This window comes from Pantoea sp. RSPAM1 (assembly GCF_038816185.1).
Lineage (GTDB): Bacteria > Pseudomonadota > Gammaproteobacteria > Enterobacterales > Enterobacteriaceae > Pantoea > Pantoea ananatis.
Genome location: NZ_CP046137.1, coordinates 2045050 through 2066083, shown reverse-complemented (window position 1 = coordinate 2066083; position 21034 = coordinate 2045050). Strand labels below are relative to the sequence as shown.

Here is a 21034-nt window from a genome sequence, read left to right as displayed (position 1 = left end):
GCTTGTTGTTTTACAGCGGGTCCACTTTCAGGCAGGACACCGCATGGCGGAAACTGCCCTCAAGCAGCGGTCGGGTTTTCGCACACTCAGGGCCGGCAATCGGACAGCGCGTTCTGAACACACAGCCGGAGGGCGGATTAATCGGTGAGGGTAATTCCCCTTCCAGGAGCTGGATTTGCTTATTTTTTTCCAGGTCCGGATCGGGAATCGGCACCGCCGACATCAGCGCTTTGGTATAGGGATGCTGCGGATTGGTATACACCTCGTCGTAGGTGCCCAGCTCAACGGCGTGTCCCAGATACATCACCAGCACGCGGTCGGAAATGTGTTTAACCACTGCAAGGTCATGGGCGATAAAAATCAGCGACAGGCCCATTTCACGTTGCAGTTGCTGCAGCAGGTTAACGACCTGAGCCTGGATGGACACGTCCAGGGCTGACACCGGCTCGTCGCAGATAATCAGCTTAGGCTCAAGTATCAACGCGCGCGCAATACCGATACGCTGGCACTGCCCACCCGAGAACTCGTGGGGATAGCGGTTGATCAGGTTAGGCAGAAGCCCTACCTTCATCATCATGGTCTTGACGCGATCTTTGACATCCTGACGCGACAGCTCCGGATGATAAGTGCGTAACGGCTCTGCAATGATGTCGCCGATGGTCATACGCGGGTTCAGCGAGGCCAGCGGATCCTGAAAAATCATCTGGATATCGCTTCGTGCCTTACGCCACTCTTCTTCACTCTGGCCCAGCAGGTTACGCCCGAGCCATGAAACGCGGCCGTCGGTGGCTTTTACCAGGCCAATAATGGCGCGCGCCAGCGTAGACTTGCCGCAGCCGGATTCCCCGACGACGCCGAGGGTTTCGCCTTCATACAGGCGCAGGCTGACACCGTCCACCGCCTTGAGGGATTTTGGCGGCTGCCAGAACCACTGCCTGCCATCCCTGATATCAAAATGGACTTTCAAATCGGCAATTTCGAGTAACACTTTCTTTTCTGCCAGGCTGCTCATACGAGTTCCTCCACCGGCTTAAAGCAGGCGCGCAAACGCCCTTCTGCAAAAGGTAACAGCGGCGGTGCTTTGGAGCAGATATCCATGGCGTGCGGGCAGCGCGGCTGGAAAGGACAACCCTGTGGCAAACGCAGCAGGTTAGGCGGATTACCCGGAATCGTCGTCAGACTTTCCCCTTCCGCATCCAGTCTGGGTACGGCGTTCAGCAAACCAATAGAATAGGGATGTGCGGGATGATAAAACACATCACGGGCGCGGCCATATTCCATGGTGCGTCCGGCATACATCACCAGAACTTTATCGCAAATGCCCGCAACCACACCCAAATCGTGGGTGATCATAATGATCGCGGTATTAAACTCGCGCTTGAGCTCATTCAGCAAGGTCATGATCTGCGCCTGAACCGTTACGTCCAGTGCGGTCGTCGGCTCATCAGCAATCAGCAGCTTAGGCCGGCACAAAAGGGCCATCGCAATCATCACACGTTGACGCATCCCACCCGAAAACTCGTGGGGATACATTTTCATACGTTTACGCGCTTCCGGCATTTTAACCGCATCCAGCATTCTTACTGACTCTTCAAATGCCTGTGCATTGCTCATCCCTTTATGCAGCTTCAGCACTTCCATCAGCTGCTCGCCGACCCGTATATAGGGGTTAAGTGACGTCATGGGATCCTGGAAGATCATGGCGATTTGCTCGGCTCGCAGTCGGTTCAGCTGTTTCTCGGGCAGATTCAGGATCTCTTTACCGTTGAACAACGCCGAACCACCGATGCGCCCGTTGCTGGCCAGTAGCCCCATTAACGCAAAGGCGGTCTGGGATTTACCTGAACCCGACTCGCCTACAATCCCCAGGGTTTCACCTGCCCGCAGTGAAAAGTTGAGATCGTTAACGGCGGTGACGTCACCATCGTGCGTGCCAAAGGTTACGCGTAAATCTTTCACTTCAAGCAGCAGTTCGCTTCCCGCGCGCGCAGCCTGAGCAGGCTGAAATTCATGAATAGTCATCGGGAAACTCCTTAACGATCTTTGGGGTCGAGGGCATCACGCAGGCCATCGCCAATAAAGTTGAAACAGAACAAGGTGACGACCAGGAAAGCCGCCGGAAACAGTAACAGCCACGGCGAGACTTCCATGGAGTTCGCACCATCGCTGAGCAGTGCGCCCCAGCTACTCAGTGGCTCCTGCGTTCCCAGCCCCAGAAAGCTCAGGAAAGATTCAAACAGAATCATACTGGGCACCAGCAGCGAAGCGTAAACCACCACAACGCCCAGAACGTTAGGGACGATATGGCGCGTCACAATTTTCCAGGTGGAAACACCGCCAACGTGTGCCGCTTCAATAAACTCTTTACGCTTCAGGCTTAATGTCTGCCCGCGCACGATACGCGCCATGTCCAGCCAGGACACCATGCCGATAGCGGCAAAGATCAGCAGAATATTGCGGCCAAAGAAGGTCACCAGCAGGATAACGAAGAACATAAACGGGAAGGAGTTAAGGATTTCCAGAATACGCATCATCACGGAATCGATTTTGCCACCCAGATAACCCGCGATTGAACCGTATAAGGTCCCCACGATCACGGCGATCAGCGCGGCAGCAATCCCGACCATCAGTGAAATGCGCCCGCCAATGGCTACACGCACCAGCAAATCGCGCCCTGAGGAGTCGGTGCCAAACCAGTGTCCCGACGTGGTATCGGGCGGTGATGACATCATTCCCCAGTCGGTATCGAAATAGGAGAATTGCGACAGCATAGGCGCGAAAATCACAAACAGCGTGATGAGCAGTAGCACCATCAAGCTGATTAATGCGGCGCGGTTATGAATGAAACGACGACGGGCATCCTGCCACAGGCTTCGCCCTTCGACTTCCAGTTTTTCACTGAATGCATCAAGAGCTTCGCTATTTTTCTTACTTAACATCATGGCGAACTCCAGAATCAGTAGCGGATTTTCGGGTCGATGACGGCATACAGCACATCGACGATCGCATTAAACAGGATGGTCAACAGCCCTACCAGGATGGTCAGGCTCAGCACCAGTGAATAGTCACGGTTAAGTGCACCGTTCACGAACAGCTGACCAATACCCGGCAGTCCGTAAATCGACTCGATGACCATAGAACCCGTAATGATGCCCACAAAGGCCGGCCCCATATAGGAAATGACCGGCAGCAGCGCAGGCTTCAGTGCATGTCGTAACACGATACGACGCAGCGGCAGCCCTTTCGCACGCGCGGTACGAATAAAGTTGGAATGCATAACTTCAATCATCGAGCCGCGAGTGATACGCGCAATACTGGCAATATAGGCCAGTGAGAGCGCCACCATCGGCAGCAGCATGTAATTCCATTGACCGCCATTCCAGCCGCCACCCGGCAGCCACTTAAGCGTGATTGCGAACACCAGAACCAATAGCGGCGCTACCACAAAACTCGGTATCACCACGCCGGTCATTGCCACCCCCATCACGACGTAATCCCACAGACTGTTCTGCTTCAGCGCCGCAATAACGCCCGCCGTGACCCCCAGAACCACCGCCAGGATAAATGCAGCAAGGCCGAGTTTGGCTGAAACCGGGAAAGCATGGCCGACCAGGTAATTGACCGAATAGTCTTTGTACTTGAACGAGGGCCCGAAATCGCCATGCGCCAGTTGAATCAGATAATCAACGTATTGCTTACCGATAGGATCGTTGAGGTGATATTTCGCCTCGATATTCGCCATGACCTCTGGCGACAGGGTGCGCTCGCTGGTAAAAGGGCTGCCGGGCGCCAGTCGCATCATAAAGAAGGAGATGGTAATCAGAACGAAAAGCGTCGGAATTGCTTCAAGCAATCGACGCAGTATGAATTTTAACATTGCCGTACCTACCAGGCTGGTGCTTCACATTGCATTAAAAAAGTACTGGCGGCGCGTAACGCGCCGCCGCTGTTCTTGCTGTTGTATTAGTGCTTGATGATGTACAGGTTTCTGTCTGCAACGTTATCCAGCGGATCCTTACCGGTATAACCGCCAACATAAGGTTTCACCAGACGGGTGTTAACGTAGTAGTAAAGCGGCACGATTACAGAGTCTTTATCCAGCTGCTGCTCTGCCTTCTCGTAATCAGCCGAACGCGCTTTATCATCTGTAGTGGCCAGCGCATCTTTCATCAGCTTGTCGAACGCTGGGCTCTTATAGTGCGCGGTATTGTTGCTGCTGTCAGACAGCATGGTGTTCAGGAACGATGTCGGTTCATTGTAGTCTGCACACCAGCCTGCACGCGCCACATCAAAGTTGCCCTGGTGGCGGGTATCCAGGAAGGTTTTCCACTCCTGGTTCTCCAGCTTCACTTTCACACCCAGGTTTTTCGCCCAGATAGACGACGCAGCAATGGCCAGTTTCTTATGCAGGTCAGAGGTGTTGTACAGCAGATTAAAGGTCAGCGGTTTTTCTGGCGTATAACCGGCTTCAGCCAGCAGTTTTTTCGCTTCGGCATTACGTTTTTCCTGTGACCAGGTAAACCACTCCGGCTTCACCAATTCCATACCATCTGTCGCTGGCGGCGTGTAGCTGTAAGCCGGTTTCTGGCCCTGAGCCAGGACTTTGTCCACGATAATGTCGCGATCGATGCCGAGTTTCAGCGCAGCGCGAACGCGCGGGTCGTTAAATGGCGCTTTCTGGTTGTTGATTTCGTAGTAGTAGGTACACAGATACGGGTCAACATGCAGCTCTTTACCGTTGTCACGCTGCAATTTTTTAAACAGCTCGATAGGCAGGTTGTTATAGGTCATGTCACTGCCGTTATCAGAGAAGTAACGGTTTACATCGCTGACTTCGGACGAAATCGGCAGGAAAGTGACTTTGTTCAGCACGGTATGTGCGTTATCCCAGTATTCAGGGTTACGCACAACGGTGATACGTTCGTTGATGACGTGTGATTCCAACTTAAAGGCACCGTTACCCACCCAGTTTTCTGGCTGAGTCCACTTGTCACCGAATTTTTCGATTGCAGCTTTATTAACTGGCGACATTGAGGGGTGAATAAGTAATTTATAGAAATAAGGAACCGGCTCACTTAAGGTCACTTGCAAGGTATGATCGTCAATCGCCTTTACGCCCAAGTCTGTAGCGGGCTTCTTGCCGGCGATAATATCATCGACGTTAGCCAGATGGCCGTATTGCAGATAGCTGGCATAAGGCGATGCGGTTTTTGGATCGGCCAAACGCTCCCAGCTGTAGACGAAATCCTGAGCAGTGACAGGTTCACCATTTGACCATTTGGCATTTTTACGCAAATGGAAAGTCCAGACTTTAAAGTCTTTGTTATCCCAGCTTTCAGCCACACCAGGAATGGGATGACCATCCGTATCGCTGATGACCAGACCTTCCAGCAGATCACGACTCACGTTAGATTCCGGAACGCCTTCGATTTTATGCGGATCCAGTGACTGAACCTCGCTACCGTTTCCTTTAACCAGCTCCTGCTTCGCGGCCAGTTCTACGCCGGCAGGTACTGTGGCTGCCATAACGCTATTCGCTGCGAGCGCACTCATCGCTGCAAAGACGCTGGCAGCAATCAAGGTTTTTTTCGTGATGTTGTTCATTCTTAACTCCAGTTTTTTTATTTTCACTGAGGGTGTTTGCGACCTCAGCGTTCCCCGTATTCGGGTCCCCGGTGTTTGCCACCTAGGGCGTATTGACCCTGTTGTGTGGTCTGCACGGCCACGCCCTTCCCGACTGTGCCGCCGGTTAAGCGCGTGACTCAGTGTTTTTTAATGAAATAGTATTTCAGGTCTGTCATGTCCTGCGGATCGTGGCCAGTAAACCCGCCAACCCAGGGTTTAACCAGCCGCACGCTGACGCGATAGTAAACTGGCACAATTGCTGAGTCTTTGTCGAGTTGTGTTTCTGCCTGCTGATACAATGATGCGCGGTCCGCTTCATTTTCAGCCGTTAATGTTGCGGCTAACAGACGATCGTATTCCGCACTGTGGTAAAACGCGGTATTAGTCGACGACTGGCTCTGGAACATATTCAGGAATGTTGAGGGCTCATTGTAATCTGCACACCAGGTGGCGCGCACGACGTCATATTGTGCCTGATGCCGGGTTTCCAGCAGGGTTTTCCATTCCTGATTCTGCAACGTAACCTGCGCGCCCAAATTGCGTTGCCACATAGACGCGGCGGCGATGGCCTGGGTTTTGTTTTGATCGGAGGTGTTATAGAGCAGCGTAAAGCGCAGCGGATTGTTATCGTTGTAACCCGCCTCGGCCAGCAGTTTTTTCGCAGCCGCGTTTCGCTGCGGCTGTGTCCACGCCATCCAGTCTGGAGAGGATAACGCAGCGCCTGCAATGTAAGGCGGCGTAAAGCTGTAGGCTGGAATTTGCCCTTGCCCCATGATCTTATGAGCGATGATATCGCGATCCAGCGTCATTTTGATCGCAGCGCGCACGCGGGCATCGGTGAACGGCGGTTTTTTGTTATTAATTTCGTAATAGAAGGTGCAGAGCAGCGGACTGACTTTAACCTCGTCCCCCCTCTCTTTGCGCAATTTTGCAAACAGGTCGGGCGGAACCGCGCTGTTGGTCATATCAATGTCACCGCTGCGATAGCGATTGATATCACTGTTTTCCGAGCTGATGGCCAGAAACGTTCCCTGCTCAATAACGGTCTGAGCATTGTTCCAGTAAAGAGGATTACGCTTCAGAACGATTTTCTCATTCACCACCCAGTTATTCAGCGTATAGGCGCCGTTACCAACATAGTGACCGGGTTGGGTCCAGCCCTCACCCCACTTTTCGATGGCAGGTGCGTAAACGGGTTTCATCGCGGTGTGCGCCAGCATGGCCACTAAATAAGGCACTGGCTCGCTTAAGGTGATTTGCAGATGGCGCTCGTCCAGGGCTTTCACGCCCAGCTGATCGGGGGCAACTTTACCGGCAAGAATCGCATCGACATTCGCAATATGGGCAGCCTGCAGATAGCTGGCATAGGGTGACGCAGTTTTAGGATCGGCAAGACGACGCCAGCTGTAAACGAAGTCTTGTGCCGTAACGGGCTCCCCATTGCTCCATTTCGCATTGTCGCGCAGGGTGAATGTCCAGATTTTGCCTTGCTGGTTTTCCCAGCGCTCAGCCACACCCGGCACCACATTGCCGTTATTGTCCGTGTTAACCAGCCCATCCAGCAGGTTGAGGATGATGTTTGACTCCGGTACACCTTCGACTTTATGCGGATCGAGCGAGGCAACTTCGGAACCGTTGTTAATCACAATTTGCTGTACGGCGGAGAGCGTGACGTCTGATGGCACGGTGGCAGCACAGGTGGGCAATGCGGTTAAGGTTAGTGCCAGACAAGCCAGGTAGTGCTGCGCGTTCATTTCCCACACCCTTGTTAAATGCCAATTTTTATTCTGATATCCCAGCATCAATAAGGAATAAATCTTTTGCTTTTGATGTTTGGGAAAACATTATTAATGCGCCGAAAATTAGCAGATGCTGCAAAGGGGCGCCAAAACTAAATCGCTAAAATGTTACCTGTTTCTCTTTTATCATGAGATTTTTCCCAGTGGAAGTGTTAATTTTTGCCCTAAAAATAGCTTAACAGACTGATTAATAAACAATCTCATCGCATTGATGCCAATTTAACCAAAAAACAACATTTATACCCTTGCGTTGCGTCGTTGTAGTGTAAATACACACCGTCACCTCATTTAAAAAACGGTTAAAGCGACGTAGACCAGCATTAATCATGCCAACTTGCGCTGTGGAAGCAGAATATAGTGTGATTAAAGTGACATGGCGCGATGCAGGCATTGGCGCCGTAGCAGAGGTTATTAGTGGAAGTGATAACAGAAGAAAGATGTGAAGAGAGACAAATAATTGCACTCAAATGGTGCAAAAAAACCGTCTTTTGCACCAAATGCGTTCATTTCTTTTTAAATGAGATTAAATAAGTGGGTTTATCCCACCAGACCGGGAAAAATTGCCTTGATGCCGGTTACCACAAATTCAATACCTAGCGCCATTAACAGCAATCCCATGATTCGGGTAATCACGTTAATCCCTGTCTGCCCTAACAGCCTGACCATTAAAGGCGCAGCGCGGAACAGCAGCCAACAGCTAAAGGCGAAAACAGCAATCGCAACGGTAAATCCCATAAGGTTGAGCCAGTTGTTATAACGTGTGCTCCAGACGATAGTCGAACTGATGGCGCCCGGACCCGCCATGAGCGGCAGAGCAAGAGGAACCACGCCAATACTTTCCCGAATTGCTGTTTCCGTTTTTTCCTGCTTATTTTGCTTATCCTCGCCCAGCTTGCCGCTAATCATCGACATTGCGATGGTCACCACCAGAATCCCGCCCGCAATGCGGAACGAGTCGATAGAGATCCCAAAGACATGCAGGATTGCATCGCCCAGAAACAGTGAGGTCCAGAGAATAATCGCCACCGCGAGGTTGGCCGTCAGGTTGGTTTTATTACGTTCCGCCACGCCCTGATAGCGGGTCATGCTAATAAATACCGGAATGATGCCAATGGGATTAACCAGTGCAAACAGGCCTACGAAAAACTTGATATAGCCAGACAGATCTAATAACGCAGGATTCACGGTTAACTCCCCATCCCAGATGAAAAACGCGCCTAATGTAAGTGAAAAAAGCCGTGGGCGCCAGAGGCCTAAGCAGTTATTTATGCTGTTATTTTACTTACAATTTGGTGGCATTAACCACGCATTAACTATCTTGTGGAAGATGTTACTTTTACCCCTCGTTAACTCTCCCCCACCCGGGCCGTCCTGAATGCAGGGCTGAAAGGTGTCAGCTTGGGCTTAAATTGATCCAAATCATCATTATTCTCCCCCAAACCCGATACTCTTTCTCTGTCAGTAACACAGGTCTCATTATTTCGAAACAGAGAGAAGCTCTTTTAGTAAACAATTGATAAAACGCTGCTTTATTCCCGTAAACCGTGCCGTTTGCACCATGGCTATACTCTGGGATTCAGGCTTGTTTACTAAAAAAAGTTTAACTTCCTCAGGAGAGCACAATGGCCGTTACTAATGTCGCTGAACTCAATGCACTGGTTGAACGTGTAAAAAAAGCCCAGCAAGAATTCGCCAATTTTTCTCAACAACAGGTCGATGCCATCTTCCGCGCAGCCGCATTGGCCGCCGCGGATGCCCGAATTCCACTCGCAAAAATGGCGGTGGCGGAATCGGGCATGGGCATTGTTGAAGACAAAGTCATTAAAAATCACTTCGCTTCTGAATACATCTACAACGCCTATAAGGATGAGAAAACCTGCGGCGTGCTGGACACTGACGATACGTTTGGCACCATCACAATCGCTGAACCCATCGGCCTGATTTGCGGTATTGTCCCCACCACTAACCCTACCTCAACCGCGATTTTCAAGGCGCTTATCAGCCTTAAAACCCGCAACGGGATTATCTTCTCCCCCCATCCTCGAGCCAAAGATGCGACGAACAAAGCGGCGGATATCGTCCTGCAGGCAGCGATTGCCGCTGGCGCGCCCAAAGACATCATAGGCTGGATTGATGCACCTTCTGTGGAACTGTCCAATCAGTTGATGCACCACCCTGATATTAACCTGATTCTGGCGACGGGTGGCCCCGGCATGGTCAAAGCCGCCTACAGCTCAGGTAAGCCGGCGATTGGCGTGGGGGCCGGTAACACGCCTGTTGTCATAGATGAAACAGCGGATGTTAAACGCGCCGTTGCCTCCATCCTGATGTCAAAAACGTTTGATAACGGTGTGATCTGTGCCTCTGAACAGTCGGTTATCGTGGTGGATGCCGTCTACGACGCCGTGCGCGAGCGCTTCGCCAGCCATGGTGGCTATCTGCTTCAGGGACAGGAGCTGAGTGCGGTACAAAATATCATTCTGAAAAACGGTGGGCTTAACGCCGCCATCGTGGGCCAGCCTGCGGTGAAGATTGCGGAGATGGCCGGCATCAGCGTACCCGGTGAAACCAAAATCCTGATTGGCGAAGTTGAACGGGTCGATGAATCAGAGCCTTTCGCTCATGAAAAACTGTCGCCGACACTGGCGATGTACCGTGCTAAAGATTATCAGGATGCCGTCAGCAAAGCGGAGAAACTGGTGGCGATGGGCGGTATTGGTCATACGTCATGCCTGTATACCGACCAGGACAATCAGACAGCGCGCGTGCACTACTTTGGCGACAAGATGAAAACCGCCCGCATTCTGATCAACACCCCCGCCTCTCAGGGCGGTATTGGTGATTTATATAACTTCAAACTCGCCCCTTCTCTGACACTGGGTTGTGGTTCCTGGGGCGGTAACTCCATTTCTGAAAACGTGGGACCCAAACATCTCATCAACAAGAAAACCGTCGCTAAGCGAGCTGAAAATATGTTGTGGCATAAACTTCCGAAGTCCATTTACTTCCGTCGCGGCTCTTTACCCATCGCGCTTGAAGAGATCGCCACCGAAGGTGCCAAACGCGCGTTTGTCGTGACTGACCGCTTCCTGTTTAACAACGGTTATGCCGATCAGGTCACCCGCGTTTTAAAATCTCACGGCATCGAAACCGAAGTTTTCTTCGAGGTTGAAGCGGATCCCACCTTGAGCATCGTACGTAAAGGTGCAGAACAGATGAACAGCTTCAAGCCCGACGTTATTATCGCCCTGGGCGGCGGTTCGCCGATGGATGCAGCCAAAATCATGTGGGTCATGTATGAGCATCCTGAAACCCATTTTGAAGAGCTGGCACTGCGGTTTATGGATATTCGCAAACGTATCTATAAGTTCCCCAAAATGGGCGTGAAAGCGCGCATGGTGGCCATTACGACGACTTCAGGCACAGGTTCAGAAGTGACGCCTTTTGCCGTGGTAACGGATGATGCGACCGGACAGAAATACCCGCTGGCCGATTATGCGCTAACCCCGGATATGGCTATCGTTGATGCCAACCTGGTGATGGATATGCCACGTTCACTCTGTGCCTTCGGCGGTCTGGATGCGGTGACGCACGCGCTGGAAGCCTATGTGTCCGTTCTGGCCAATGAATACTCCGATGGTCAGGCACTGCAGGCGCTTAAGCTGCTTAAAGAGAACTTACCGGCAAGCTATGCGGAGGGTGCAAAAAATCCGGTTGCCCGTGAACGTGTACATAATGCTGCCACCATCGCCGGTATCGCTTTTGCCAACGCCTTCCTCGGCGTTTGTCACTCCATGGCGCATAAGCTTGGCTCTGAGTTCCATATTCCTCATGGACTGGCTAACTCGCTGCTGATTTCCAACGTTATTCGCTATAACGCCAATGACAACCCCACTAAGCAAACCGCATTCAGCCAGTACGATCGTCCCCAGGCGCGTCGCCGTTATGCTGAAATTGCGGATCATCTTGGTCTCACCGCGCCGGGCGACCGCACTGCCCAGAAAATTGAAAAGCTGCTGGTATGGCTGGACGAAATCAAAACGGAACTGGGTATTCCGGCCTCGATTCGTGAAGCCGGTGTGCAGGAGGCAGACTTCCTGGCGAAAATCGATAAACTGGCCGATGACGCCTTTGACGACCAGTGCACTGGCGCGAATCCACGTTATCCGCTGATTGCCGAACTTAAACAGCTGATGCTGGACAGCTACTACGGACGCAAATTTGTCGAGCCCTTCGCCAGTGCCGCCGAGGCTGCCCAGGCTCAGCCTGTCACTGACAGCAAAGCGGCGAAGAAAGCTAAAAAAGCCTAATCCGCGCCGCGCCCGATGAACGGGCTGCCGAAACCCCTTGTCTGGCCCGTGCCTCAAGGGGTTTTTTATGGCGGGTTTATCGCTTGGATAAACACTGACGCCCGGTCAATCAGCGTAGTCAAGAGAATAGGGACCTGAGCCGGACGGGAAAAGGGACAGGATGCGTGATCGCATTGCCTTGCGCAGCCTTAACGAGCGCCATGGAAAAGCCGCCCGGCGCTCGCTGAGGACTCTTTATTCACCCACGGGCGTTTGCGCCCCATGGATGGCCTGCAAACAACCCTGCTCTATCGCCTTTTTATAATGCTTACGGCATACAGAGATATAGCGTTCGTTGCCGCCGATGACGACCTGCTCCCCCTCTTTGAAAGGTTTACCGTCACTGTCCAGACGCAGTACCATACTCGCTTTACGTCCACAATGACAAACCGTTTTCAGTTCAACCAGCTTATCCGCCCATGCCAGAAGATACTGGCTACCGCTGAAGAGTTCACCAAGAAAATCGGTACGCAGCCCGTAGCACAATACGGGAATATCCAGATTATCTACCACGTCAGATAAGGCTTTGACCTGCTCACGCGTCAAAAACTGGCTTTCGTCCACCAGCACACAGTGAACGGGTTGCCGCGCATGCTCCTGGGCAATTTCCACATCAAGCTGGCTGGCTGCACTATAAAGCATCGCAGGGGAAGATAATCCAATACGCGAGCTCACCTTGCCTGCGCCGAAGCGATTGTCGATCTCAGCGGTATAGACGAGCGTGCGCATCCCGCGTTCCTGATAATTGTAGGATGACTGCAATAATGCGGTTGATTTACCGGCGTTCATTGCCGAATAGTAGAAATAGAGTTGAGCCATTTGCGCCGATTCTCGGATACGATGAAAAAACAGGGCCGATTTTACCATATCTACAGGTTGCTGCTGGGGGGATTTTCACCTTCTGCTGTTCAGATTAGCACCACGCATTGATGATGCAGCAGTTAATATGGTGCGGCACTGGGTCTTAAGGTCAGGATAAATATTAAAGTACATGAGCGATTAAACATTATTTTTATACCGATAATGTGTCTGCGCTTTTTTCAGCTAAGGTCTGAATTTTTTCATTGTTTCAACCCTGGTGTCATCACAGGTTATCGGGGTAAATTAATAATTTATTAAATTTCTCGCTTACTCTTTTTAAGCTAAAAAATAATTTAATGTTGAACTTATTTTTCTCCACCACTACTATTAGCGGGCAGAACAACTCTCCTATTAATTATTCAGAGATCAGGACAATGAGCGAAGCACTTAAAAATCTTAATAACATCCGCACGCTGCGTGCCCAGGCCAGAGAGTGTTCTTTGGAAACGCTGGAAGAAATGCTGGAAAAACTGGACGTCGTGGTAAATGAACGTCGCGACGAAGAGTCAAACTCTAAAGCTGAAAACGAAGCGCGTGCGCGTAAACTTGAGCAATATCGCGAGATGCTGTTAGCAGATGGTATCGATCCCAACGAATTATTCAACACGCTGTCAGAATCAAAAACGGCTGGCAAAGCCAAACGTGCTGCCCGCCCGGCCAAATATCAGTTTGTTGATGAAAATGGCGAAACCAAAACCTGGACGGGTCAGGGTCGAACGCCAGCCGCAATCAAGAAAGCCATGGAAGAACAAGGTAAGCAGTTAGACGACTTCCTGCTGTAATGCATAGCCTGTTTCGCTTATTGTTGGCTTTACTTTAGCTTTACGATTATCCGCACCAGAAAAAAAAGGAAGCGATCGCTTCCTTTTTTATTTTCAGATCGAATAGAAATTTCGATACCAGTCTACAAAGCGCCTTACGCCTTCATCGACACTGGTCTGAGGTTTAAATCCAATGGTATTAAATAATGCGGTTGTGTCCGCACTGGTTGCCAGTACGTCCCCCGGTTGCATAGGCATCAGATTCTTATTTGCCTTCACACCCAGCGCTTTCTCAATCGCTTCAATGTAGTGAATCAGACTCACCGGCTGGCTATTGCCAAGATTATATATACGATAAGGGGCAGAGCTTGATGCGGCAGAACCCGTTTCCACGGTCCAGTCCGCGTCCACCTGCGGGATAACATCCTGCAAGCGAATAACTGCCTCCACAACATCATCGATATACGTAAAGTCGCGCTTCATTTGCCCCTGGTTATAAACATCTATCGCCTCGCCTGCAAGCATTGCGCGAGTGAATTTAAACAACGCCATGTCCGGACGTCCCCACGGGCCATAGACCGTGAAAAAACGTAAGCCAGTAGTAGGCAATTGATAGAGATGTGAATAGGTATGCGACATCAGCTCATTGGCTTTTTTCGTTGCGGCATACAATGAAACAGGATGATCGACGCTGTCTTCTGTTGAGAATGGCATCTTGTTATTCAGACCATAAACCGAACTGGATGAAGCATAAAGCAGATGCTCGATTTTATGGTGGCGGCAGCCTTCAAGAATATTCAGGTGCCCAATGACGTTTGCATCGGCATACGCATGGGGGTTTTCAAGTGAGTAACGCACCCCTGCCTGAGCAGCCAGATGAATAACGCGCTGAAAATTGTGCTGTTCAAAAAGTGTGGCAATAGCCTGACGATCGGCCAAATTGGCTTTGATAAAGGTAAAGGATGGATTGTCACCGATGATATCAAGGCGAGCTTGTTTAAGGTTTACATCATAGTAGTCATTCAGGTTGTCAATACCGACAACCTGGTGACCGGCGGCCAGCAGGCGTTGACTGACATGAAAGCCAATAAAGCCTGCTGCGCCGGTTACCAGAAAATTCATAAATCCCTCGTTAATCACACAGCCTGGATAGATGCTCCGCGGCCGATTGCATAATAAACGAAGCCGCGTTTGCTGATACGCTCTGGATCATACAGGTTACGTCCATCAAAAATCACGGGTTCTTTCAGTGCGCTCTTAATCACGTCAAAGTCAGGTGCACGGAAATTTTGCCATTCCGTACAAATTACCAGGCCGTCTGCACCGTGCAACGCCGCCTCTTTGGTTCCCATTAGCTTCAGATCATCGCGATGACCATAGATGCGCTGCGCTTCGTCCATCGCTTCCGGATCGAACGCCTGAACAGAGGCACCCGCTTCCCACAGCGTTTCCATCAACACGCGACTGGAGGCTTCGCGCATATCATCTGTGTTGGGCTTGAATGACAGGCCCCACAGCGCAAACGTTTTACCTTTCAGATCGTCACCGAAGTGGCGTTTAATGAAGGTGGGCAGCTTTGTCTTCTGGCTGTCGTTAACGTCTTCCACCGCCTTCAACAGGCGCGGTGTATAACCAATAGACTCCGCTGTGCGGATCAGCGCCTGGACGTCTTTCGGGAAGCAGGAACCGCCGTAGCCGCAGCCTGGGTAGATAAAGTGGTAGCCGATACGTGAGTCAGAACCAATCCCCTGGCGCACTTTTTCGATATCCGCACCTAAACGTTCTGCGAGATTGGAAATTTCGTTCATAAAGCTGATTTTCGTCGCCAGCATGCAGTTGGCGGCGTACTTCGTCAGTTCTGCACTGCGAATATCCATCAAAATCATACGATCGTGGTTACGGTTGAATGGCTCATACAGCTCACGCAACAGTTCCACCACGTCATCATTGTCGGTGCCGACAACGATACGCTCAGGGCGCATACAGTCGTTAACGGCCGCGCCTTCTTTCAGGAACTCAGGGTTGGACACCACATCAAAGCTGATGTTGGCATCGCGCGCCTGCAGCGTTTCTGTCATGACAGCACGAACTCTGTCGGCAGTACCGACCGGCACCGTTGACTTATCAATCACGACTTTGTGGTCGGTCATGTGCTGCGCAATGGTACGCGCTACGGCAGTAACATATTTCAGATCGGCCGAGCCGTCCTCATCAGGCGGCGTGCCGACAGCAATAAACTGCATTACACCGTGGTTCACGCCCTGAGCAGCATCGGTGCTGAACTTCAGGCGACCCGATTCGTAATTTGACATAACCAGCGGCGTCAGACCCGGCTCAAAAATTGGGATCTTGCCTTTTTTAAGGTTCTCGACCTTGTTTTCATCAACATCAATGCAGAGAACGTCATGTCCGACTTCGGCCAACACCGCAGCCTGAACCAGACCGACATAGCCGATACCAAATACAGTGACTTTCATTGAGCTATCCTGTGTTTAAAATTACTTTTTATCGCTAACAGTATTGTTGAGCCATTCAGTGAACTCTTTACCCAATACCGGATGGCGGACACCGTATTCAACGAAAGCCTGCATGTAACCCAGTTTGTTACCACAGTCGTGGCTTACCCCTTTCAGGTGATAGGCTTCGACGGTTTCTTTCTCCATCAGCATGGCAATTGAGTCGGTAAGCTGAACTTCGCCACCGGCACCTGGAGGCGTTTTCGCCAGCAGTGGCCAGATATCCGCAGACAGAACATAACGACCGACAACCGCAAGGTTGGATGGCGCTTCAGACGCTTTAGGTTTCTCAACAACCCCGACCATAGGCGCGCTGTCACCAGGATTCAGCTCTGCACCCTGACAATCCACCACACCGTATGCCGTCACATCGCTGACGGGCTCAACCATGATCTGACTCCGGCCAGACTCTTCGTAACGGCTCAGCATTTCTGCCAGGTTATCTTTGGTTGGGTTAGATTCGTATTCGTCGATGATCACATCAGGCAGGATGACTGCAACAGGTTCATCGCCGACCAGAGGATGGGCACACATGACCGCATGGCCCAGACCCTTCGCAATGCCCTGGCGGACCTGCATGATGGTCACGTGAGGAGGACAGATGGACTGGATCTCGTCCAGCAGCTGACGCTTAACGCGTTTTTCCAGCATGGACTCCAGTTCAAAACTGGTATCAAAATGGTTCTCAATGGCGTTTTTAGAGGAGTGGGTAACCAGCACAATCTCATTAATACCCGCAGCAATACACTCGTTAACGACATACTGAATTAACGGCTTATCAACCAGCGGCAACATTTCTTTTGGAATCGCTTTGGTAGCAGGCAACATACGTGTACCCAAACCCGCTACTGGAATTACCGCTTTTTTTACTTTGGTCTTATAGGCAGACATCAAAATACCTCTCTTATAGGCCGTTCAAGTTTTAATGCTTGATATGTCGGTTTAAATTCGGAAATGAGTATATCAGTTAGTCGTGAACGGATTTATCCTGGAAGACCGCTATCCGTAGAATTTAAGACTATTACCCAAGTGTAAAGCTAACTTCTGGCCCTGTCTCCCGTCAGATAATAAACTATCCATTCGGGTTTACTGGTCAGACGATAACATCAGTCGTATGCGGCCTCCGGCCCCCCAAATATGGCATTGCCAGTCATCAGCGCGCTGGCTTATTTGGTTAGTATGTGTACTGCCCATAGTGCCAAGTGGCACACCGTTACTGAGTTGTATTTGATGGGCCTGAACGTGCAGCGTTGCATTTAATCCGGCAGAAACCAGTACCAGGTTTTTTAATCCGCGGTGATAGTAGCCCACCAGCAACGGGAACTGACCGGTCAGATCGGCCTGGCGCAGCAGCAAATTAACCTGTCTGAGCAGACTGCTCAGCTCAGGTAAGCGTTGTTTTTGGCCAGATAACTGTTCCTGAAGGAGCCCGTTAAATAAGGCGCGCAAAAGCAAGGCGGCCAGTACGCCGTTGTCGCCAGCGCGAGTAACGTCAAGACAATAAAAGGCGAGATCGTTGTCCGACAGCGCCGCGATATCCAGCACCAGACCCGGCTGCTCGGCCATCGTCAGTTGCCGATAGTTAATCCGACAGTTAGCAATGCGTTGCTGTACGGGTGGCTGAAGTTCTTTAAGGAGTTTTGCCGCCGCAGAGGGATCGCGGACCAAAGCGTCCCAGTCCTGAAAAAGCTGCTCGTCCTCCTCCACCTTTGAAGTAAACATCGAAGGATAGAGGCATTCATAAACTGCTTCACGGAAACGTTCAAAGTTTTTTAGCGGCTTAAGCAGCACATCCTGTACGCCAAGACGTAAAACCTGAGCGATATCGGACATATTTTCTGTGGCGGAAATAATCAAAATCGGGACGCTGTTACCACGGCTGCGCACATGTTCAACGAATTTGATGCCGTTCATGCGCGGCATCTCAAGATCACAGATTACCAGCTCCACGGAATGCTGCATCAGTTGCTCAATAGCCTCGAGGCCATCTTCAGCCTCAACTGTGACAGCCCCCATTGATGACAGAAATTGGTTTAAAAGCGAACGGAAAACGGCCTCATCTTCGACAATGAGTATCTTTTTGCCGATCAGTGGTTTTTCCATTCCATCCCCCTGCGTACCCGATAATTCAATAGTGGTTCATAAAACGCAGTTGCGCCTTTCAGAATAGACCGAAGTAACATCTGTGCGTGAACAACCAGATTATCTTCTACGGACCAGCGGTAATAATTCATCCATTTGTTTCTCAACGGCAACCTTCCCAGCCGCAATAGCTTCTTCTGCACGATGAAAATCCAACGTGGATATTTGTGGACAAAACGGCTGGATGAGCACATCGGGCGGATCGCCTGCCATCCTGTTTCGCTTCAGGCGATTTTCCAGCACCTGAATTGATGTTGCCATGATCTCCATCGCGCCCGGCACTTGTGATGCCCGGCGCTGGGTAAAACTGACCAATCTCTGGCGCAGCTTTCCGCGCCAGTCGAGATTCAGCGCGACAGCCGCGGCATGCTCTTCAGAACTCTGCGGCGTCAGTACCATTGAATCAGGCTGCATCAGGTGCGCATCGTGTTGGAGATCGACGGCAATAACCACATCAGCGCCCAGTGCGCGCGTTAGCGAAACCGGCACCGGATTTACTACGGCACCATCGACCAACCAATATCCATTGTAGCCGACCGGTGGTAATAAACCTGGCATACTGCAGGAAGCGCGAACCGCCTGATGCAATTCTCCCTCAGTGAGCCACAATTCACGCCCGGTGCTCAGGTTAGTCGCCACCACGCCAAAGGGCTTATCGCATGACTCAAGCGCATCATTCGTGATGAGCTGGCGGACATGGTTAAATACGCGTTCACCGCGAAGCAGTCCGCCGCGCTGCCAGGAGAGATCCATCAGGCGGATCACATCCCAGTAGCTAAAAGCGCTGACCCATTTTTTCATATGGGGCAAGCGGTGATTGACATAAGCTGCGCCGACCAGGGCACCGATTGAACACCCGGCGACGACGTCAATTTCAATGCCTGCGCTTTCCAACGCTTCGATGACGCCGATATGCGCCCATCCTTTGGCGGCACCGGAACCCAGAGCCAATCCAATCTTTTGCTTTCTCATCTTGCTCGGTTCCTGGCGTCAATACGTAGCGTCATAAGCATGGGTCAGATAAAGTAAACGATATCATCAACAACGACCGTGATTAACAGGAGAAAGTGTGTCCGAATCTTGCCCTTGCTGTAGCGGCAAGCAGTATAGCCTATGTTGCCAGCCCTTTGTTAAAGGAGCAGAAATTCCCTTATCGGCTGAACAACTTATGCGCTCTCGCTACTGCGCTTATGTCAAACATGACGTCAACTACCTGGTGTCTACCTGGCATCCTACCCGGCGCGATCCGGCACTTGCGGGGCTGTTGTCTGAAAGTTTTGCTGGTACTGAATGGTTGAGCCTGAACATCACGCAGCGTGAACCGGGGCGTGATGATGACGAATCGTTTGTGACTTTTTTCGCCCGTTATCGTGAAAACGGCGCCGATCGGGCACTGTACGAACGTTCACGCTTTCTTCGCGAGGATCAACGCTGGTACTATGTAGACGGAGAGACGCCCGCCATTGGGCGTAACGATCGCTGTCCTTGTGGCGCCGATAAAAAATACAAAAAATGTTGCGGCTAAGGCAGTTGCCTGCGTAACGGTTTTACCCTTAATGCTTTGACAGGACTCTGATTGAGATGCAAGCGCAAACCATGCAAAGAAAAGTTTTACGAACCATTTGTCCCGATGCAAAAGGTCTGATCGCCAAAATCACCAATATTTGTTACAAGCACGAACTGAATATCGTGCAAAACAATGAGTTTGTTGACCATCGCACCGGGCGTTTTTTCATGCGCACAGAGTTGGAGGGGATTTTTAACGACACCACCCTACTGGCCGATCTCGACAGTGCCCTTCCGCAAGGTTCCGTGCGTGAACTGCATAGCGCAGGCCGTCGCCGTGTTGTGATTCTCATTACCAAAGAAGCACACTGCCTTGGCGACCTGCTGATGAAGAGTGCATTTGGCGGCCTCGATATGGAGATCGCTGCCGTTATCGGTAATCACGACACGTTGCGTTCGCTGGTAGAGCGTTTCGATATTCCGTTTGTTCTGGTCAGCCACGAAGGCTTGTCGCGCGAAGAGCATGACAACCGTATGGCGGACGAGATTGATCGTTATCAGCCCGACTATGTGGTGCTTGCCAAATACATGCGCGTGCTGACGCCGGGCTTTGTGCAGCGCTACCCAAATCAGATTATTAACATTCACCACTCTTTCCTGCCGGCCTTTATCGGCGCACGGCCTTACCATCAGGCTTACGAACGTGGTGTAAAAATCATTGGCGCAACCGCACACTACGTTAACGATAACCTTGATGAAGGCCCGATCATCATGCAGGACGTGATCAATGTCGATCACAGTTACACCGCCGAAGAGATGATGCGGGCCGGACGCGACGTCGAAAAAAACGTGCTGAGCCGCGCGCTGGATAAAGTATTAGGCCAGCGTGTTTTTGTTTATGGTAACCGCACGATTATTCTTTAAGCGTAAACGGCGCTGGATTGGCTGACATTCCAGCGCTACGGGCAAAAAGTGGGCAAACGATTTACCTTTTGCCAGTCGTCGCTTTACAGTCATGGCGCATTTGGTATGATGCGCCCCGCTTCAGAGCACAACAATTCAGTCCCTGGTGGGATTCCCGAGCGGCCAAAGGGAGCAGACTGTAAATCTGCCGTCACAGACTTCGAAGGTTCGAATCCTTCTCCCACCACCATCTGAACCTGCTGCCTGAACACACAGATTATCCCCGGTGGGATTCCCGAGCGGCCAAAGGGAGCAGACTGTAAATCTGCCGTCACAGACTTCGAAGGTTCGAATCCTTCTCCCACCACCATCATGAAAATTCTGCCCTTCTGCCCAAACAAAACCAAACCATCATAGTACTTCGGGGAGAGGGATGAGAACCTTCGATCAAGGTTCGAGTCGAGCAGAGCGAGACAACGCGCGTCAGCGCGGCCCGCAGGGTGAGGCGCAACGCGCCGAATCATCCTTCTCCCACCACCATCTCGTATATTGCACTCCCTCCCAAATAAAGA

The 21034-nt window shown here is 51.2% G+C and carries 17 protein-coding genes, 2 tRNA genes and 1 other RNA gene; 7 read left to right on the top strand and 13 right to left on the bottom strand.

The features are described from left to right. Positions 1-10: 10 nt before the first annotated feature. From oppF to GKC68_RS10135, 7 genes are all read right to left on the bottom strand, one after another. Complete coding sequence (gene oppF / locus GKC68_RS10165; RefSeq protein WP_047714988.1) at positions 11-1012, bottom strand: murein tripeptide/oligopeptide ABC transporter ATP binding protein OppF; 1002 nt, start codon at positions 1010-1012, stop codon at positions 11-13. After that, positions 1009-2022 carry an ABC transporter ATP-binding protein gene (locus GKC68_RS10160; RefSeq protein WP_028723500.1) on the bottom strand — a complete coding sequence of 338 codons (1014 nt, stop codon included), beginning with the start codon at positions 2020-2022 and terminating at the stop codon, positions 1009-1011. The genes oppF and GKC68_RS10160 overlap by 4 nt, the downstream gene beginning before the upstream one ends. Positions 2023-2033: 11 nt before the next feature. Then, complete coding sequence (gene oppC / locus GKC68_RS10155; protein WP_028723499.1) at positions 2034-2942, bottom strand: oligopeptide ABC transporter permease OppC; 909 nt, start codon at positions 2940-2942, stop codon at positions 2034-2036. 14 nt (positions 2943-2956) lie between these two features. Further along, positions 2957-3877: an oligopeptide ABC transporter permease OppB gene (gene oppB / locus GKC68_RS10150; RefSeq protein ID WP_013025963.1), complete on the bottom strand. Its 921-nt coding sequence runs from the start codon at positions 3875-3877 to the stop codon at positions 2957-2959. 86 nt (positions 3878-3963) lie between these two features. Beyond that, positions 3964-5604 (bottom strand): oligopeptide ABC transporter substrate-binding protein OppA, encoded by a 1641-nt coding sequence (gene oppA / locus GKC68_RS10145; RefSeq protein ID WP_058705679.1) that lies wholly within the window; start codon positions 5602-5604, stop codon positions 3964-3966. Positions 5605-5762: 158 nt separating this feature from the next. Beyond that, the gene (locus GKC68_RS10140; RefSeq protein WP_342656793.1) at positions 5763-7379 is read right to left on the bottom strand and encodes an ABC transporter substrate-binding protein; all 1617 of its coding nucleotides are present in this window, start codon (positions 7377-7379) and stop codon (positions 5763-5765) included. A gap of 582 nt (positions 7380-7961) precedes the next feature. Further along, positions 7962-8609, bottom strand: coding sequence for a YchE family NAAT transporter (locus tag GKC68_RS10135; protein ID WP_342656792.1), 648 nt, complete (start codon positions 8607-8609; stop codon positions 7962-7964). 437 nt (positions 8610-9046) lie between these two features. Here GKC68_RS10135 and adhE point away from each other — a divergent pair, with 437 nt between their 5' ends. Continuing rightward, positions 9047-11734 carry a bifunctional acetaldehyde-CoA/alcohol dehydrogenase gene (gene adhE / locus GKC68_RS10130; RefSeq protein ID WP_342656791.1) on the top strand — a complete coding sequence of 896 codons (2688 nt, stop codon included), beginning with the start codon at positions 9047-9049 and terminating at the stop codon, positions 11732-11734. Positions 11735-11968: 234 nt separating this feature from the next. Here the strand turns inward: adhE and tdk are convergent, their stop codons facing one another. Beyond that, on the bottom strand, positions 11969-12592 hold the full coding sequence (tdk, locus tag GKC68_RS10125) for a thymidine kinase (protein WP_028723495.1): 624 nt from the start codon (positions 12590-12592) through the stop codon (positions 11969-11971). 416 nt (positions 12593-13008) lie between these two features. Here tdk and hns point away from each other — a divergent pair, with 416 nt between their 5' ends. After that, the gene (hns, locus tag GKC68_RS10120; RefSeq protein WP_028723494.1) at positions 13009-13416 is read left to right on the top strand and encodes a histone-like nucleoid-structuring protein H-NS; all 408 of its coding nucleotides are present in this window, start codon (positions 13009-13011) and stop codon (positions 13414-13416) included. 93 nt (positions 13417-13509) lie between these two features. On the opposite strand, the gene GKC68_RS10115 is transcribed toward hns, so the two are convergent. The 5 genes from GKC68_RS10115 to rssA form a co-directional block, all read right to left on the bottom strand. Then, complete coding sequence (locus GKC68_RS10115) at positions 13510-14517, bottom strand: NAD-dependent epimerase (RefSeq protein ID WP_028723493.1); 1008 nt, start codon at positions 14515-14517, stop codon at positions 13510-13512. Between the two features lie 14 nt (positions 14518-14531). Further along, entirely contained in the window at positions 14532-15872 is a 1341-nt protein-coding gene (locus GKC68_RS10110; protein ID WP_013025970.1) for a UDP-glucose/GDP-mannose dehydrogenase family protein, read from the bottom strand. A gap of 21 nt (positions 15873-15893) precedes the next feature. Further along, positions 15894-16802, bottom strand: coding sequence for a UTP--glucose-1-phosphate uridylyltransferase GalU (galU, locus tag GKC68_RS10105; protein ID WP_028723492.1), 909 nt, complete (start codon positions 16800-16802; stop codon positions 15894-15896). 195 nt (positions 16803-16997) lie between these two features. Beyond that, positions 16998-18014, bottom strand: a complete 1017-nt coding sequence (gene rssB / locus GKC68_RS10100; RefSeq protein ID WP_064367004.1) for a two-component system response regulator RssB — start codon at positions 18012-18014, stop codon at positions 16998-17000. Between the two features lie 99 nt (positions 18015-18113). Then, on the bottom strand, positions 18114-19025 hold the full coding sequence (gene rssA, locus GKC68_RS10095) for a patatin-like phospholipase RssA (RefSeq protein ID WP_024471782.1): 912 nt from the start codon (positions 19023-19025) through the stop codon (positions 18114-18116). A 97-nt stretch (positions 19026-19122) separates the two neighbouring features. Between rssA and GKC68_RS10090 the strand changes: the two genes are divergently transcribed. The 5 genes from GKC68_RS10090 to GKC68_RS10070 all read left to right on the top strand — a co-directional run bounded on the left by GKC68_RS10090 (position 19123) and on the right by GKC68_RS10070 (position 21002). Further along, positions 19123-19578, top strand: a complete 456-nt coding sequence (locus GKC68_RS10090) for a YchJ family protein (RefSeq protein ID WP_028723489.1) — start codon at positions 19123-19125, stop codon at positions 19576-19578. 56 nt (positions 19579-19634) lie between these two features. Beyond that, positions 19635-20483 (top strand): formyltetrahydrofolate deformylase, encoded by an 849-nt coding sequence (purU, locus tag GKC68_RS10085; protein ID WP_013025975.1) that lies wholly within the window; start codon positions 19635-19637, stop codon positions 20481-20483. A 144-nt stretch (positions 20484-20627) separates the two neighbouring features. Continuing rightward, positions 20628-20712 (top strand) — tRNA-Tyr (locus GKC68_RS10080). A gap of 35 nt (positions 20713-20747) precedes the next feature. Then, positions 20748-20832, top strand: a tRNA-Tyr gene (locus tag GKC68_RS10075). 42 nt (positions 20833-20874) lie between these two features. Then, positions 20875-21002, top strand: a non-coding RNA gene (locus tag GKC68_RS10070) — RtT sRNA. Positions 21003-21034 lie beyond the last annotated feature (32 nt).

What these genes read in the sequence shown, in the direction of transcription:
- oppF (WP_047714988.1), bottom strand. Translation starts at nt 1,012, where the DNA reads ATGAGCAGCCTGGCAGAAAAGAAAGTGTTACTCGAAATTGCCGATTTG.
- GKC68_RS10160 (WP_028723500.1), bottom strand. Translation starts at nt 2,022, where the DNA reads ATGACTATTCATGAATTTCAGCCTGCTCAGGCTGCGCGCGCGGGAAGC.
- oppC (WP_028723499.1), bottom strand. Translation starts at nt 2,942, where the DNA reads ATGATGTTAAGTAAGAAAAATAGCGAAGCTCTTGATGCATTCAGTGAA.
- oppB (WP_013025963.1), bottom strand. Translation starts at nt 3,877, where the DNA reads ATGTTAAAATTCATACTGCGTCGATTGCTTGAAGCAATTCCGACGCTT.
- oppA (WP_058705679.1), bottom strand. Translation starts at nt 5,604, where the DNA reads ATGAACAACATCACGAAAAAAACCTTGATTGCTGCCAGCGTCTTTGCA.
- GKC68_RS10140 (WP_342656793.1), bottom strand. Translation starts at nt 7,379, where the DNA reads ATGAACGCGCAGCACTACCTGGCTTGTCTGGCACTAACCTTAACCGCA.
- adhE (WP_342656791.1), top strand. Translation starts at nt 9,047, where the DNA reads ATGGCCGTTACTAATGTCGCTGAACTCAATGCACTGGTTGAACGTGTA.
- tdk (WP_028723495.1), bottom strand. Translation starts at nt 12,592, where the DNA reads ATGGCTCAACTCTATTTCTACTATTCGGCAATGAACGCCGGTAAATCA.
- hns (WP_028723494.1), top strand. Translation starts at nt 13,009, where the DNA reads ATGAGCGAAGCACTTAAAAATCTTAATAACATCCGCACGCTGCGTGCC.
- GKC68_RS10115 (WP_028723493.1), bottom strand. Translation starts at nt 14,517, where the DNA reads ATGAATTTTCTGGTAACCGGCGCAGCAGGCTTTATTGGCTTTCATGTC.
- GKC68_RS10110 (WP_013025970.1), bottom strand. Translation starts at nt 15,872, where the DNA reads ATGAAAGTCACTGTATTTGGTATCGGCTATGTCGGTCTGGTTCAGGCT.
- galU (WP_028723492.1), bottom strand. Translation starts at nt 16,802, where the DNA reads ATGTCTGCCTATAAGACCAAAGTAAAAAAAGCGGTAATTCCAGTAGCG.
- rssB (WP_064367004.1), bottom strand. Translation starts at nt 18,014, where the DNA reads ATGGAAAAACCACTGATCGGCAAAAAGATACTCATTGTCGAAGATGAG.
- rssA (WP_024471782.1), bottom strand. Translation starts at nt 19,025, where the DNA reads ATGAGAAAGCAAAAGATTGGATTGGCTCTGGGTTCCGGTGCCGCCAAA.
- purU (WP_013025975.1), top strand. Translation starts at nt 19,635, where the DNA reads ATGCAAGCGCAAACCATGCAAAGAAAAGTTTTACGAACCATTTGTCCC.